General features: G+C 65.9%; 12 protein-coding genes. 6 read left to right on the top strand and 6 right to left on the bottom strand.

The genetic code is table 11. From position 1 onward, the window contains the following. The first annotated feature begins 3 nt into the window (after positions 1-3). The gene (locus EGM71_RS13580; protein ID WP_188485343.1) at positions 4-630 is read left to right on the top strand and encodes a rhomboid family intramembrane serine protease; all 627 of its coding nucleotides are present in this window, start codon (positions 4-6) and stop codon (positions 628-630) included. A 48-nt stretch (positions 631-678) separates the two neighbouring features. Here EGM71_RS13580 and EGM71_RS13575 read toward each other — a convergent pair whose 3' ends face one another. Continuing rightward, entirely contained in the window at positions 679-840 is a 162-nt protein-coding gene (locus tag EGM71_RS13575) for a hypothetical protein (protein WP_014037806.1), read from the bottom strand. A gap of 209 nt (positions 841-1,049) precedes the next feature. On the opposite strand from EGM71_RS13575, the gene EGM71_RS13570 reads away from it, so the two are divergent. From EGM71_RS13570 to cfa, 3 genes are read left to right on the top strand one after another with little or no spacing between them, the layout of a single operon-like run. Beyond that, on the top strand, positions 1,050-1,352 hold the full coding sequence (locus EGM71_RS13570; RefSeq protein ID WP_005417588.1) for a GNAT family N-acetyltransferase: 303 nt from the start codon (positions 1,050-1,052) through the stop codon (positions 1,350-1,352). Positions 1,353-1,389: 37 nt separating this feature from the next. Continuing rightward, positions 1,390-2,271 (top strand): DUF3298 and DUF4163 domain-containing protein, encoded by an 882-nt coding sequence (locus EGM71_RS13565; protein WP_071229774.1) that lies wholly within the window; start codon positions 1,390-1,392, stop codon positions 2,269-2,271. A gap of 19 nt (positions 2,272-2,290) precedes the next feature. Further along, positions 2,291-3,406, top strand: coding sequence for a cyclopropane fatty acyl phospholipid synthase (cfa, locus tag EGM71_RS13560; protein ID WP_188485342.1), 1,116 nt, complete (start codon positions 2,291-2,293; stop codon positions 3,404-3,406). Between the two features lie 91 nt (positions 3,407-3,497). On the opposite strand, the gene EGM71_RS13555 is transcribed toward cfa, so the two are convergent. After that, positions 3,498-5,666 carry a M3 family metallopeptidase gene (locus EGM71_RS13555; RefSeq protein ID WP_188485341.1) on the bottom strand — a complete coding sequence of 723 codons (2,169 nt, stop codon included), beginning with the start codon at positions 5,664-5,666 and terminating at the stop codon, positions 3,498-3,500. Positions 5,667-5,796: 130 nt separating this feature from the next. On the opposite strand from EGM71_RS13555, the gene EGM71_RS13550 reads away from it, so the two are divergent. Next, a complete protein-coding gene (locus EGM71_RS13550; RefSeq protein ID WP_188485340.1) occupies positions 5,797-6,276 on the top strand; it encodes a glutathione peroxidase in 480 nt (159 codons plus the stop codon). A 78-nt stretch (positions 6,277-6,354) separates the two neighbouring features. Here the strand turns inward: EGM71_RS13550 and EGM71_RS13545 are convergent, their stop codons facing one another. The 4 genes from EGM71_RS13545 to EGM71_RS13530 all read right to left on the bottom strand — a co-directional run bounded on the left by EGM71_RS13545 (position 6,355) and on the right by EGM71_RS13530 (position 10,706). Next, on the bottom strand, positions 6,355-7,134 hold the full coding sequence (locus tag EGM71_RS13545; protein WP_049434844.1) for a ferredoxin--NADP reductase: 780 nt from the start codon (positions 7,132-7,134) through the stop codon (positions 6,355-6,357). Between the two features lie 80 nt (positions 7,135-7,214). Then, positions 7,215-9,086 carry an ABC transporter ATP-binding protein gene (locus tag EGM71_RS13540; RefSeq protein ID WP_188485339.1) on the bottom strand — a complete coding sequence of 624 codons (1,872 nt, stop codon included), beginning with the start codon at positions 9,084-9,086 and terminating at the stop codon, positions 7,215-7,217. Positions 9,087-9,323: 237 nt separating this feature from the next. Beyond that, positions 9,324-9,773 (bottom strand): carboxymuconolactone decarboxylase family protein, encoded by a 450-nt coding sequence (locus EGM71_RS13535; protein WP_107379880.1) that lies wholly within the window; start codon positions 9,771-9,773, stop codon positions 9,324-9,326. Between the two features lie 36 nt (positions 9,774-9,809). Next, positions 9,810-10,706 (bottom strand): RNA polymerase sigma-70 factor, encoded by an 897-nt coding sequence (locus EGM71_RS13530; protein WP_188485338.1) that lies wholly within the window; start codon positions 10,704-10,706, stop codon positions 9,810-9,812. Between the two features lie 155 nt (positions 10,707-10,861). Between EGM71_RS13530 and EGM71_RS13525 the strand changes: the two genes are divergently transcribed. After that, complete coding sequence (locus tag EGM71_RS13525; protein ID WP_188485337.1) at positions 10,862-12,379, top strand: fumarate hydratase; 1,518 nt, start codon at positions 10,862-10,864, stop codon at positions 12,377-12,379. Positions 12,380-12,400 lie beyond the last annotated feature (21 nt).

The following is a 12,400-nucleotide window of genomic DNA, read 5'->3' as shown; positions in this document are numbered from 1 at the left end:
GACATGACCCCCGTCAATCTGCTGTTGATCGCCATCACCGCCATCCTGTCGTGGATGGCGTTCAACAACCGCAAGCTGGCCGACCGCCTGATCCTGTGGCCGCCGGCGGTGGACCGCCATCGCCAGTACGACCGGCTGATCACCTATGGCTTCATCCATGCCGACTGGTCGCACCTGATCTTCAACATGATCACGCTGTTCTTCTTCGGCGGACAGATCGAGAAGGTGATGGTTGCGCTGACCGGCAGCTGGCTGACCTATCCGGCGTTCTACCTGGGGGCGCTGCTGGTCTCGATCCTGCCCAGCTACCTGAAGAACCAGAAGAACCCGAACTACCTGAGCCTGGGCGCATCGGGTGCGGTATCGGCGGTACTGTTCGCCTTCATCCTGCTCAGCCCGTGGACGATCATCCTGGTGTTCTTCATTCCGGCACCGGCGATCATCTACGCCGTGTTCTACGTCGGCTACAGCATCTGGATGGACAAGCGCGGCGGCGATCGCATCAACCACAGCGCTCACCTGGCAGGCGCGGCGTTCGGCGTGATCTTCATGCTGGCCATGCAGCCGAGCATCTTCAACCACTTCCTGCGCGAACTCTCCAACCCGTCCTTCCGCCTCGGCGGCGGCTGAGGCGGGTATCGGGGCGGGGCGGATCGGGTCCGATCCGCCCCGGCCGGGTCAGGCCGCGGTCTGCTGGCCGTAGGTATCCAGCAGGCGGGCGAACACTTCCTCGCCGATGCGCTGGAAATCCTGATCCTCGGTCTGCCCTTCCACCGCCAGTTGTAGCAGGCCCTCCAGCAGGGCGCGGTCGGTATCGGAATGGGAATTGCTGGCGTGCATGGGAGCCTCCACGGTGGTGCGCATGGTCAACGGTCGCAAGGGTCGTGCCAGCCTGGCCGTACCCCTCCATAGGCGATAGCGGCCGGCCCGCCTCCAGCTTGAGGGGCGAAAACTGACGTGAATGGACTGGACTTGCCCCTGTTCAGGCTTCACGCGATCATGGCGCCCGGCTGCGCACCATCCACGCAGTCGCCGCAGGAGACAGTTCCATGGCTTCGGTCACGCCCCCCGGTCTGGCCTATGAGGTCGAACACGACCTGGCCAACCACCGTTTCACCGCCCGTGTGCGAGGGCAGCTGGCGGTGCTGGACTACCAGATCAAACGCAAGCGCATGGTCATCACCCACACCGAGGTGCCGGAGCCGATCGCCGGCCGTGGCATCGCCGGTGAACTGACCCGTGTGGCACTGCGTTTCGCCCGCGAGCAGAAGTACAAGGTGGTGCCGGCCTGTTCCTACGCCGAGGCCTTCCTGCAGCGGCACGAGGAGTACCACGACCTGCTCGTTGGCTGAATGCCAGCGGGCCACGCTTCAGCCATGGCAGGCGATGATGTACAAACATGAACAGGGGATCCCGATGAAGATTGGAAACAACCGGCCGCTGCACGGCAGCGTGCTGGCCGGCGTGGTGGGCGTGCTGTTGCTGGCCGGTTGCCAGCGTGAAAGCGAGCCGGCACCGGCGACCGACGCGGCGCCCGCCGCCGAAGCCACCGCCGCAGGCGAAACGCCGGCCACGGAAGCGCCGCTGGACCTGCGCGACGTGATCGAGAACAACGAGCGTGAGGTGGTGGGCATCAGCTACCCGGCCGGCATCGACCGTTATCCGGGCCTGGCCCGCGCGCTGCAGAGCTATGCGACGAGCGCGCGCAGCGACCTGCAGCAGGCGCTGGACGGGCTGGGCAACGACAAGCCGACCATGCCCTACGAGCTGTCGCTGAGCTTCGAGAAGCTGCTGGAAACCCCGCAGCTGGTGGTGGTCAGTGCCGATGGCAGCCGCTACACCGGTGGCGCCCACGGTGAACCGCTGGTGGCCCGCTTCGTGTGGCTGCCGCAGCATCAGCAGATGCTCAGCGCCGAAAAGCTGGTGGCCGACGCCAAGGGCTGGAAGGCGATCAGCGATTTCGTCGCCGACCAGCTGCGCGAACGCGTGGCCACGCGCCTCAGCGGCGAGGACATGGACCCGGCCCAGCTGCAGGAATCGCTGCGCAACGCATCGCGCATGATCGCCGACGGCACCGGCCCGCAGGCCGACAATTTCAGCCAGTTCCAGCCGCTGACCGACGACAAGGGGCAGATCACCGCGCTGCGCTTTGTTTTCCCGCCGTACCAGGTGGGTCCATACTCGGACGGCACCCAGACCGCTGATGTACCGGCGGCGGTGCTGTTGCCGCACGTGGCCAAGGACTACGTGGAGCTGTTCGCACGCGGTTGACCGCAGTCGAGGAGGTGGCGTGGATACAGGGTTGCAGGAGCGGGTCGCCGGCCTGCTCCACGAAGCCGGGGTCCGCATCGGCGGCACCCAGCCACAGGACATCCAGGTGCATGACCCGCGCTTTTTCGCGCGGGTCATGGGCCACGGCTCGCTCGGCCTGGGCGAGAGCTACATGGAAGGTTGGTGGGATGCCAACGTTCTGGATGAATTCCTCGTCCACCTGATGCAGGCGCACCTGGATGAGCGGGTGCACGGCTGGCGCGAAGTGGCAGACGCGCTGAAGGCGCGCCTGTTCAACCTGCAGGCGGGGCAAGGCAGCTACGAAGTCGGTCGCCGCCATTACGACCTCGGCAATGATCTCTACCAGGCCATGCTCGGCCAGCGCCTGGTCTACAGCTGCGGCTATTGGCGCAACGCTGATGACCTTGATGCAGCGCAGGAAGCCAAGCTCGACCTGGTCTGCCGCAAGCTGGGCCTGCGCCCCGGCCAGCGCGTGCTGGATATCGGTTGCGGCTGGGGTGAAGCGCTGAAGTTCGCCGCCGAGCGCTACGGTGTCAGCGGAGTAGGCGTGACCATTTCGCAGGAACAGGCCGAGTTCGCCCGCGAACTGTGTGCGGGCCTGCCGATTGAGATCCGCCTGCAGGACTACCGCGAGCTGGACGAACCGTTCGATGCGATCTTCTCGATCGGCATGTTCGAGCACGTCGGTGACAAGAACTACGCCAGTTTCTTCGAGGTGGCCAAGCGCTGCCTGTCACCGCGCGGCCTGCTGCTGTTGCACAGCATCGGCACCAACATCTCCCGGCATCGCACCGATCCGTGGATCGCGCGCTACATCTTCCCCAACTCGATGCTGCCGTCGGCAGTGCAGATCACCCGGGCGTTCGAAGGCCGTTTCGTGCTGGAGGACTGGCACAACTTCGGCACCGACTACGACCTGACCCTGCAGGCCTGGCGACGCAATGTGGAAGCAGCGTGGCCGCAGCTGGACGCGGGTTACGACGAGCATTTCCGCCGTATGTGGCGCTTCTATCTGGCTGGGTCGATGGCCACGTTCCGTTGCCGGCATGCGCAGCTGTGGCAGCTGGTGCTGTCGCCGGAAGGCGTGCCGGGTGGGTACGTGGCGCCACGCTGACAGCCAGTAGATCCACGCCATGCGTGGATGCTTCAACAAAAAACCGCCCGGTCTCCCGGGCGGTTTTCGTTTCAGGCGACTGCGCTGGCGATCAGTTGCCGGCGCCGGTCAGGCCACGCTTTTCCAGCAGCGGTTCGATCTGCGGCTCGTGGCCGGCGAAATCGCGGAACAGCTGCATCGCGTCGACGCTGCCGCCCTTGGACAGCAGGGTGGCGCGGAAGTGGTCGCCGTTCTTGCGGCTCAGGCCGCCGTTGTCCTTGAACCACTTCTGGGTGTTGGCGTCGAGCACTTCCGACCAGATATAGGCGTAGTAGCCGGCCGAGTAGCCGCCCATGATGTGGCTGAAGTACGGGGTCTTGTAGCGCGGCGGAACCGGCGCGTAGTAGATGCCGTCCTTCTCCAGCGCGGCGCGTTCGAAGGCCATCACGTCCTTGGCCGCCGGTACCTGGTCCGGGCCGATCTGGTGCCAGTTCTGGTCCAGCATCGCCGCACCCAGGTATTCGGTGGTGGCGAAGCCCTGGTTGAACTTGGCCGCCGCCAGCACCTTGTCCAGCAGCGCCTGCGGCATCGCCGAACCATTCTGGTAGTGCTTGGCGTAGTTCTTCAGGATGACCGGGTTGTCCGACCACATCTCGTTGACCTGCGAGGGGAACTCGACGAAGTCACGCGGCACCGAGGTGCCCGAGAAGTACGGGTACTTCACGTTGGAGAACATGCCGTGCAGGGCATGGCCGAACTCATGGAAGGTGGTGTTCACCTCATCCCAGGTCAGCAGGGTCGGCTGGCCGGCCGGCGGCTTCGGGATGTTCAGATGGTTGGCGACCACCGGCTTGAAGCCGGTCAGCTTGGACTGCGAGACGTAGGAGTTCATCCACGCACCGCCGCGCTTGGAGGCGCGTGCATACGGGTCGAAGATGAAGATCGCCAGCTGGCTGCCGTCGGCGTCGAACACGTCGTAGACGGTGACGTCATCGTGGTAGACCGGCAGGTCGGTGCGCTGCTTGAAGGTCAGGCCGAATTCCTGGCCGGCGGCGTAGAACACGCCGTTCTCCAGCACGTTCTTCATTTCGAAGTACGGCTTCAGCTGCGACTCGTCGAAGTTGTACTTGGCCTGGCGCACCTTCTCGCTGTAGAAGGCCCAGTCCCACGGTTCCAGCTGGAAGGTCGGCTTGCGCGCGGCCTTCTGTTCCTTGTCGATCATCGCCTGCAGGTCGGCGGCTTCGCGCTTGGCGTTGGCCACCGCGGCCGGGGCCAGCTTGCCCAGCATCGCGTTGACCGCTTCGGGGGTCTTGGCGGTCTGGTTGGTCAGATTGTAGGCGGCGAAGTTCGGGAAGCCCATCAGCTTGGCCTTGTCGGCGCGCAGCTGCATGATGCGCGAGACCAGCGCGGTGTTGTCGAACTCACCGCCGCGGCTGCCGCGGGTGGTCGAGGCTTCGTAGATCTTCTGGCGCAGGGCGCGGTTGGCCAGGTTGGTCAGCGGCGGCTGGCCGGTGGTGTTGAGCAGTGTGATCACGTACTTGCCGTCCTGGCCGCGGGCCTTGGCGGCTTCGGCGGCGGCCGCGATCTGCTCCTTGGACAAGCCGTCCAGCTCCTTGACGTCGTCGACGGTGATCGCCGAGGCGTTCACTTCCGACTGCACGTTCTGGCTGAACTTGGTGCCCAGGTTGGCCAGCTCGGCATTCATGCCCTTCAGCGTGGCCTTGTCGGCCTCGGACAGCTTGGCGCCGGCGCGCACGTAGTTGTCGTAGTACTTCTCGACCAGGCGCACGCCTTCGGCGTCCAGGCCCAGCTGGTTGCGGGTGTCATACAGCGCCTGGATGCGGGCGAACAGCTTGCCGTTCAGCGCGATCGCATCGCTGTGCGCAGCGAACTTGGCGGAGTAGTCGGCCTGCAGCTTCTTGCGGGTGTCGTTGGTGTCGGCGCCGACCAGGCTGAAGAACACGGTGGTCGCGCGGTCGAGGACGTCACCGCTCTTTTCCAGGGCGATGATGGTGTTGTCGAAGGTCGGCTTGGCCTTGTTGTTGGCGATCGCTTCCACTTCCTTCAGCTGCTGCGCCATGCCGGCGTCGAAGGCCGGGGCGAAGTCGCTGTCCTTGATCTTGTCGAACTGCGGGAAATGCAGCGGCAGCGGGCTTTCGGCGAAGAACGGGTTGGCCTGCTGGGCATTGGTGCTGGCAGCCGGGGTGGCGGCGCCGGCCGAGAAGGCGGGCAGGGCAAGGCCGAGGGACATGGCCACGGCAAGGGCAAGGCGAGTGGTCAAGGTAGGAACTCCGGTAAGGCAAACAAGGGCCCGAGGGTAACCCGGCCGGCGGCGCCCGCACTTGTGTCAAAAGGCATGTTGCCGGGTCCGGGCGCGGGTACCATGCAGTCATCGCCCACGGCCCACTGCCATGACCACCGCCTACGATTTCAGCTTCCGCGACCTCGACGGCCAGCCGCAGGCGCTGGCCCGTTATCAGGGCCACCCGTTGCTGCTGGTGAACGTCGCCAGCCGCTGTGGCTTCACCCCGCAGTACACCGGGCTGGAACAGCTGTGGCAGGACTACCGCGAGCGCGGCCTGGTGGTGATCGGCTTCCCGTGCAACCAGTTCGGCGCGCAGGAACCCGGCGACGCCGCACAGATCCGCCAGTTCTGTTCACTGGACTATCCGGTCAGCTTTCCGCTGTCGGAGAAGATCGAGGTCAACGGCGACGGTGCCGACCCACTGTGGGCCTGGCTTGCGCGTGAGAAGCGCGGCCTGCTTGGCAGCGCCCGCATCAAGTGGAATTTCAGCAAGTTCCTGGTCGATCGCCAGGGGCGGGTGGTGTCGCGGCATGCGCCCACCACCAGGCCGGAGCAGCTGCACGACGAGATCGAAGCGCTGCTGTGAGGTGGTACCAAAAAGGGGACGGAGGGGATTAAGTCGTTTGTGGCACAAACGACTTAATCCCCTCCGTCCCCTTTTTGCTTATTTCTCGACGAACGCGCGCTCGAACACGTAATGGCCCGGCTGGCCGATGCGCGGCGAGACCTGGAAGCCACGGGCATCGAGCACGGTGCGCAGGTCGGCCAGCATCTGCGGACTGCCGCAGATCATCGCGCGGTCGTTCTCCGGGCTCAGCTCCGGCAGGCCGAGGGTGCGCTGCATCTCGCCGCTTTCCATCAGCTGGGTCAGGCGGCCCTGGTTGGCGAACGGCTCACGGGTGACGGCCGGGTAGTACAGCAGCTTGTCGCCAATCATCTCGCCGAGGAACTCATGCTCACGCAGTTCCTTCTCGAAGTAATCGCGGTAGGCCAGGTCCTTTTCGTAGCGCACGCCGTGGCACAGGATTACCTTCTCGAAGCGCTCGTAGGTTTCCGGGTCCTTGATCACCGACAGCCACGGTGCCATGCCGGTGCCGGTGCCCAGCAGGTACAGGTTCTTGCCTGGGTGCAGGTCGCTGATCAGCAGGGTGCCGGTGGGCTTCTTGCCGACCAGCACCTTGTCGCCCGGCTTGATGTGCTGCAGGCGCGAGGTCAGCGGGCCGTCCTGGACCTTGATGCTGAAGAACTCCAGGTGCTCTTCCCAGTTGGCGCTGGCGATGGAATACGCACGCAGCAGCGGCCGCGCCTCGGTTTCCAGGCCGATCATCACGAACTGGCCGTTCTCGAAGCGGAAACCGCTGTCGCGGGTGAGGGTGAAGCTGAAGTAGGCGTCGGTCCAGTGGCGGACCTCAAGCACCGTTTCGGCGCCGAAAGCGGAGGACATGGGCGTATCTATCGGAAGTCGTCGGGGGCAATTCTATCTCAAATGAGACAGGTTCTCATTAGGCGGAACGAGAGGCGTTCTCAGCGGTAGCCGGCCGCCTGCAGCTCGAACAGCTCGGCGTAGCGGCCTCCCTGGGCCATCAGCTGCTCATGGGTGCCACTGGCCTCGATCCGGCCATCGGCCAGCACCAGGATGCGATCGGCCATGCGGACCGAGGAGAAACGGTGGGAAATCAGCACTGCGGTGCGATTATCCGCCAGTTCCCTGAACCGCTGGAACACCTCGAACTCACTGCGCGCATCCAGCGCCGCCGTTGGCTCATCCAGGATCATCACCTGCGCATTGCGCATCCATGCGCGGGCGATGGCGATCTTCTGCCACTGGCCACCGGACAGGTCCACGCCCTGCTTGAAGCGGCGGCCGATCAGCTGGTCGTAGCCGCCGGGCAGGTCGTCGATCACTTCCTCGGCCATGCCGCGCCGTGCGGCGTCGGCGATGCGCGCCTGGTCGTCCATCGCCTCGACCTGGCCGACGCCGATGTTCTCGCCGGCGCTGAGGTTGTAGCGCACGAAGTCCTGGAAGATCACCCCGAGGTTGGCGCGCAGGTCGTCCAGGTCGTAGTCGCGCAGGTCACGGCCATCGAGCAGGATGCGGCCCTCGTCCGGTTCGTACAGCCGCGCCAGCAGCTTCACCAGGGTGGTCTTGCCGGCGCCGTTCTCACCGACCAGGGCCAGCACTTCGCCGGCCTGCAGCTGGAAATCGAGGTGGCGCACGGCCCATTGCTCGGCATCCGGGTAGCGGAAGCCGACGTTCTCGAACACGAAGCCCTGGCGGATCGGCTGCGGCACGCGCACGGCGCCTTCGCGCGAGTGGATTTCCGGCTGGATCTGGAAGAACGAGAACAGGTCATCCAGGTACAGGGCCTGGCTGGCCACCTGCGAGAACCCGATCAACAGGCCTTCCAGCAGCTGGCGCAGGCGCAGGAAGCTGCCGGCGAGGAAGGTCAGGTCGCCGATCGAGAAGTCGCCGCGCACGGTGCGCCACGCGATGTAGGCATAGGCGGTGTAGTAGCCCAGCGTGCCCAGTGCGGCCAGCAGCGTGCCCCAGAACGCGCGGCGCCGGGCCAGGGCGCGGTTGGCCTGGAACAGCGCCACCGACAGCCGCCGGTAGCGCTCCACCAGGAAGCGGTGCAGGTTGTAGATCTTCACTTCCTTGGCCGTTTCCACACTGGCACCGAGCTGGCGCAGGTAGTCGAGCTGGCGGCGCTCGGGCGTCCACTGGAAGTTGAGGCTGTAGCCGGCCGCATTGAAGTGCGATTCGCCGATGAAGGCCGGCACCAGTGCCAGCGCCAGCAGCAGGATCAGCCACGGCGCGTAGACCAGCAGGCCGACTGCGAGGCTGGCCACGGTGATCGCGTCCTGCACCTGGCCGAACAGCTGGCTCATCAGGTTCATCCGGCCCATGGTCTGGCGTCGCGCACGGTCCAGCTTGTCCTGCAGGTCCGGGTCTTCGAAGTCCTCCAGGTCCAGCGTTGCGGCGTGTTCCATCAGTCGGATGCTGGTGACGTTGGCGAACAGTTCCGAGAGCAGGGCATCGGCGTAGCTGACCAGGCGGCCGAGCAGATCCGAGGCAATCGCCAGGCCGAATTCCAGCGCCAGCAGGCCCAGCAGTGGATTCAGCACGCCACTGGACAGTGCCTCGCCCAGTGGCGGGAAGCCGGCATCGTGCTGGCTCAGGTGCAGGGCGCTGTCGATGATCAGCTTACCGACGTAGAGCATCGCTACCGGCAGCAGCGCACGGATCAGGCGCAGCCCCAGGCTGGCCAGGGTGAGCACAGGACTGGTCTGCCACACCATGCGCAGGAACGGCGGCAGGTTGCGCATCGCCTTGAAGCGCTGGCGCAGGCTGGGTTTCTTCGCGGCGGCAGCGCCAGCGGTGGGGGAAGCAGGCATGCGCGTATTGTGCGCGCCTGATGCGTGCAGATGGGGTCAGTGCAGCCGTGTGGCCGCGCCGGGGGCAGAGCCCGTTGTGGCGCAAAGGGTTCTGACCCCATCAGCCCGGATCGGGTCAGAGCCCTTCGCGTGGCGAAGGGATCCGACCCTGCCGCATCCACGCATGGCGTGGATCTACCGTGTCGACCAAGGTCGACACCTACCAACCGTTGCAGGAACCCGCCCGGCCAGACCCCGTTACGGCAGCGGCGGCAGCAGGCCCGCACCCAGCCGGTTCCAGGCGTTGATCACCGCAATGCCCATGCTCAGGTCACTGATGCCCTTCTCATCGAAGTGCGGTGCCAGCGCGTCGAACGCCGCCTGCGACGGCGCACCGTCGGTCAGCCGGGTCAGTGCCTCGGCCCAGCCCAGCGCCGCGCGTTCGCGCGCATCGAAGAAGCGGCTTTCATGCCAGGCCGGCAGGGTGTCCAGCTTGCGCGGCTCGATGCCGCCCTTGCGCAGCGCGGTGCCATGCATGTCCATGCAGTAGCCGCAGCCGTTGAGCTGCGACACGCGCAGGAACACCAGTTCCATCAGGGTCGGATCGATCGAGCTGTCATGCACCGCCTGGCTGGTGGCCAGCAGGCCCTTGAAGGCCTCGGCGGCCAGGCGGGTGTAGGGGACGCGGGGAGAGGTGTGATTGGACATCGTGGGCTCCACGGCGGCCACGATGGCCGCCTTTCGTTACAAGGACGCCGCAGCGTCGCCGTGCGTGACAACCTTCGGCAATTTTTCTGGATTCAGCACGCTGTACACGTTGGCGATGCGACCATCGACCACTTCGATGGTGGTGATCGAGTGCAGGCGGTCGCCCTGGAAACGCAGGATCGCCGGCTCGCCGTTGACGTAGCCCAGCTGCGCCGGATATGCAGCACCACGGCGGGCAATCGCCCAGAACAGGCGGCCGATGCGTTCGGCGCCGAGCAGGGGCCGCACCGCCGCAGTAACCACGCCACCACCGTCGGAGACCAGCAGCGCGTTGGCGTGCAGCAGGGCCTGGATCGCCTCGCTGTCGCCGCGCTGCGATGCATCCATGAAGCGCGTGAGTAACTGCCGGTGCTGGCTGGCATCGGCGTTGAATCGGGGTCGTCCGGCCTGCAGGCGCTGCCGGGCACGGTGCACCAGCTGCCGGCAGTTGGCCTCGCTGTGGCCGAGCAGGTCGGCGATCTCGCGGTAATCGTGATCAAAGGCCTCCTTCAGCAGGAAGGCGGCGCGTTCCTCGGGGCCGAGCTGTTCGAGCAGGGTCAGGAAGGCGACCGAGACGTCGTCGGCCAGCGCATGCAGTTGGGCCGGGCCGGGCGCGGGGTCGGGCTCCAGGGTGACCGCCAGCGGTTCGGCCAGCCATGGGCCGACGTAGTGCACGCGCTCGCGCTTGGCCGCACGCAGCCGGTCCAGGCCGAGCCGGGTGGTGGTGGTGACCAGCCAGGCTTCAGGGTCGCGGATGGCCGCCGGGTCGGCGCCGGACCAGCGCAGCCAGGCATCCTGGACCACGTCTTCGGCATCGGCGCGACTGCCGAGCAGGCGGTAGGCCAGGGCCATCAGGCGCGGACGGTGGGTCTGGAAAGCGGTTTCAGGGTTCATGTCGACCAGGACGCCGGGAAGGGAGCACGCGTGACAGGGAGTGTGGGGTCAGAGCCCCTTGCAGGGGATCCGACCCCGAGATTGTGATCCTGCGGCCGGGGGAGGGGGTAAAATGGGCGGATTACCCCCGCCAGCCTCCAGCAAGCGAGCAAGTCGTGACATCGATCAAGCAGGAAGACCTCATCCAGTCCATCGCCGACGCGCTGCAGTACATCTCGTACTACCATCCGGTCGACTACATCAAGAACCTTGCCGCCGCCTACGAGCGAGAGGAGTCGCCGGCCGCGAAGGAAGCGATGGCCCAGATCCTGATCAATTCGCGCATGTGCGCCGAAGGCCACCGTCCGATCTGCCAGGACACCGGCATCGTCACCGTGTTCCTGGAAATCGGCATGGACGTGCGTTGGGATGACGCCACCATGGGCGTGGAAGACATGGCCAATGAAGGCGTTCGCCGCGCCTACATGCACCCGGACAACAAGCTGCGCGCCTCGGTGCTGGCCGATCCGGCCGGCAAGCGCATCAACACCAAGGACAACACCCCGGGCGTGGTCAACGTCAAGGTGGTGCCGGGCAACACCGTCGACGTCATCGTCGCCGCCAAGGGCGGTGGTTCGGAAGCGAAGACCAAGTTCGCCATGCTCAACCCGTCCGACTCGATCGTCGATTGGGTGCTGAAGACTGTGCCGACCATGGGCGCCGGCTGGTGCCCGCCGGGCATGCTCGGCATCGGCATCGGTGGCACCGCCGAGAAGGCGATGCTGCTGGCCAAGGAAGCCCTGATGGAGCCGATCGACATCACTGAGCTGCAGGCCCGTGGTGCGTCCAACCGCATCGAAGAGCTGCGCCTGGAGCTGTACGAGAAGGTCAATGCGCTCGGCATCGGTGCGCAGGGCCTGGGCGGCCTGACCACTGTGCTCGACATCAAGATCAACGACTACCCGACCCACGCGGCCAACCTGCCGGTGGCGATGATCCCGAACTGCGCGGCCACCCGCCATGCGCACTTCACCCTGGATGGCAGCGGCCCGGTGATGCTGGACCCGCCGTCGCTGGAAGACTGGCCGAAGCTGATCTACGACGCATCCAAGGGCACCCGCGTGGACCTCGACACGATCACCCCCGAAGACGTGGCCAGCTGGAAGCCGGGCCAGACCCTGCTGCTGAACGGCAAGTTGCTGACCGGCCGCGACGCCGCGCACAAGCGCATGGTCGACATGCTCAACAAGGGCGAGCAGCTGCCGGTCGATCTGAAGGGCCGCTTCATCTACTACGTCGGACCGGTCGATCCGGTGCGTGACGAAGTGGTGGGCCCGGCTGGTCCGACCACGGCGACCCGCATGGACAAGTTCACCCGCCAGGTGCTGGAGCAGACCGGCCTGCTGGGCATGGTCGGCAAGGCCGAGCGCGGCCCGGCGGCGATCGAAGCGATCCGTGACAACAAGTCGGCCTACCTGATGGCGGTTGGCGGTTCGGCCTACCTGGTGTCCAAGGCGATCAAGGCGGCCAAGGTCGTCGGCTTCGCCGACCTCGGCATGGAAGCGATCTACGAGTTCACCGTGCAGGACATGCCGGTGACCGTGGCGGTGGATTCCACCGGTGAATCGGTGCACAAGACCGGCCCGCGCGAATGGCAGGCCCGCATCGGCAAGATTCCGGTGGTGGTGGAGTAATCCTGCCGCGCATCCGGTTCA

The organism is Stenotrophomonas maltophilia, from assembly GCF_006970445.1.
GTDB classification, from domain to species: domain Bacteria; phylum Pseudomonadota; class Gammaproteobacteria; order Xanthomonadales; family Xanthomonadaceae; genus Stenotrophomonas; species Stenotrophomonas maltophilia_AU.
The sequence above is the reverse complement of the archived record's forward strand: the minus strand, read 5'-3'. Positions and strand labels throughout refer to the sequence as shown.

What these genes read in the sequence shown, in the direction of transcription:
- EGM71_RS13530 (WP_188485338.1), bottom strand. Translation starts at nt 10,706, where the DNA reads ATGAACCCTGAAACCGCTTTCCAGACCCACCGTCCGCGCCTGATGGCC.
- EGM71_RS13535 (WP_107379880.1), bottom strand. Translation starts at nt 9,773, where the DNA reads ATGTCCAATCACACCTCTCCCCGCGTCCCCTACACCCGCCTGGCCGCC.
- EGM71_RS13575 (WP_014037806.1), bottom strand. Translation starts at nt 840, where the DNA reads ATGCACGCCAGCAATTCCCATTCCGATACCGACCGCGCCCTGCTGGAG.
- EGM71_RS13550 (WP_188485340.1), top strand. Translation starts at nt 5,797, where the DNA reads ATGACCACCGCCTACGATTTCAGCTTCCGCGACCTCGACGGCCAGCCG.
- EGM71_RS13545 (WP_049434844.1), bottom strand. Translation starts at nt 7,134, where the DNA reads ATGTCCTCCGCTTTCGGCGCCGAAACGGTGCTTGAGGTCCGCCACTGG.
- EGM71_RS13565 (WP_071229774.1), top strand. Translation starts at nt 1,390, where the DNA reads ATGTACAAACATGAACAGGGGATCCCGATGAAGATTGGAAACAACCGG.
- EGM71_RS13540 (WP_188485339.1), bottom strand. Translation starts at nt 9,086, where the DNA reads ATGCCTGCTTCCCCCACCGCTGGCGCTGCCGCCGCGAAGAAACCCAGC.
- EGM71_RS13570 (WP_005417588.1), top strand. Translation starts at nt 1,050, where the DNA reads ATGGCTTCGGTCACGCCCCCCGGTCTGGCCTATGAGGTCGAACACGAC.
- EGM71_RS13580 (WP_188485343.1), top strand. Translation starts at nt 4, where the DNA reads ATGACCCCCGTCAATCTGCTGTTGATCGCCATCACCGCCATCCTGTCG.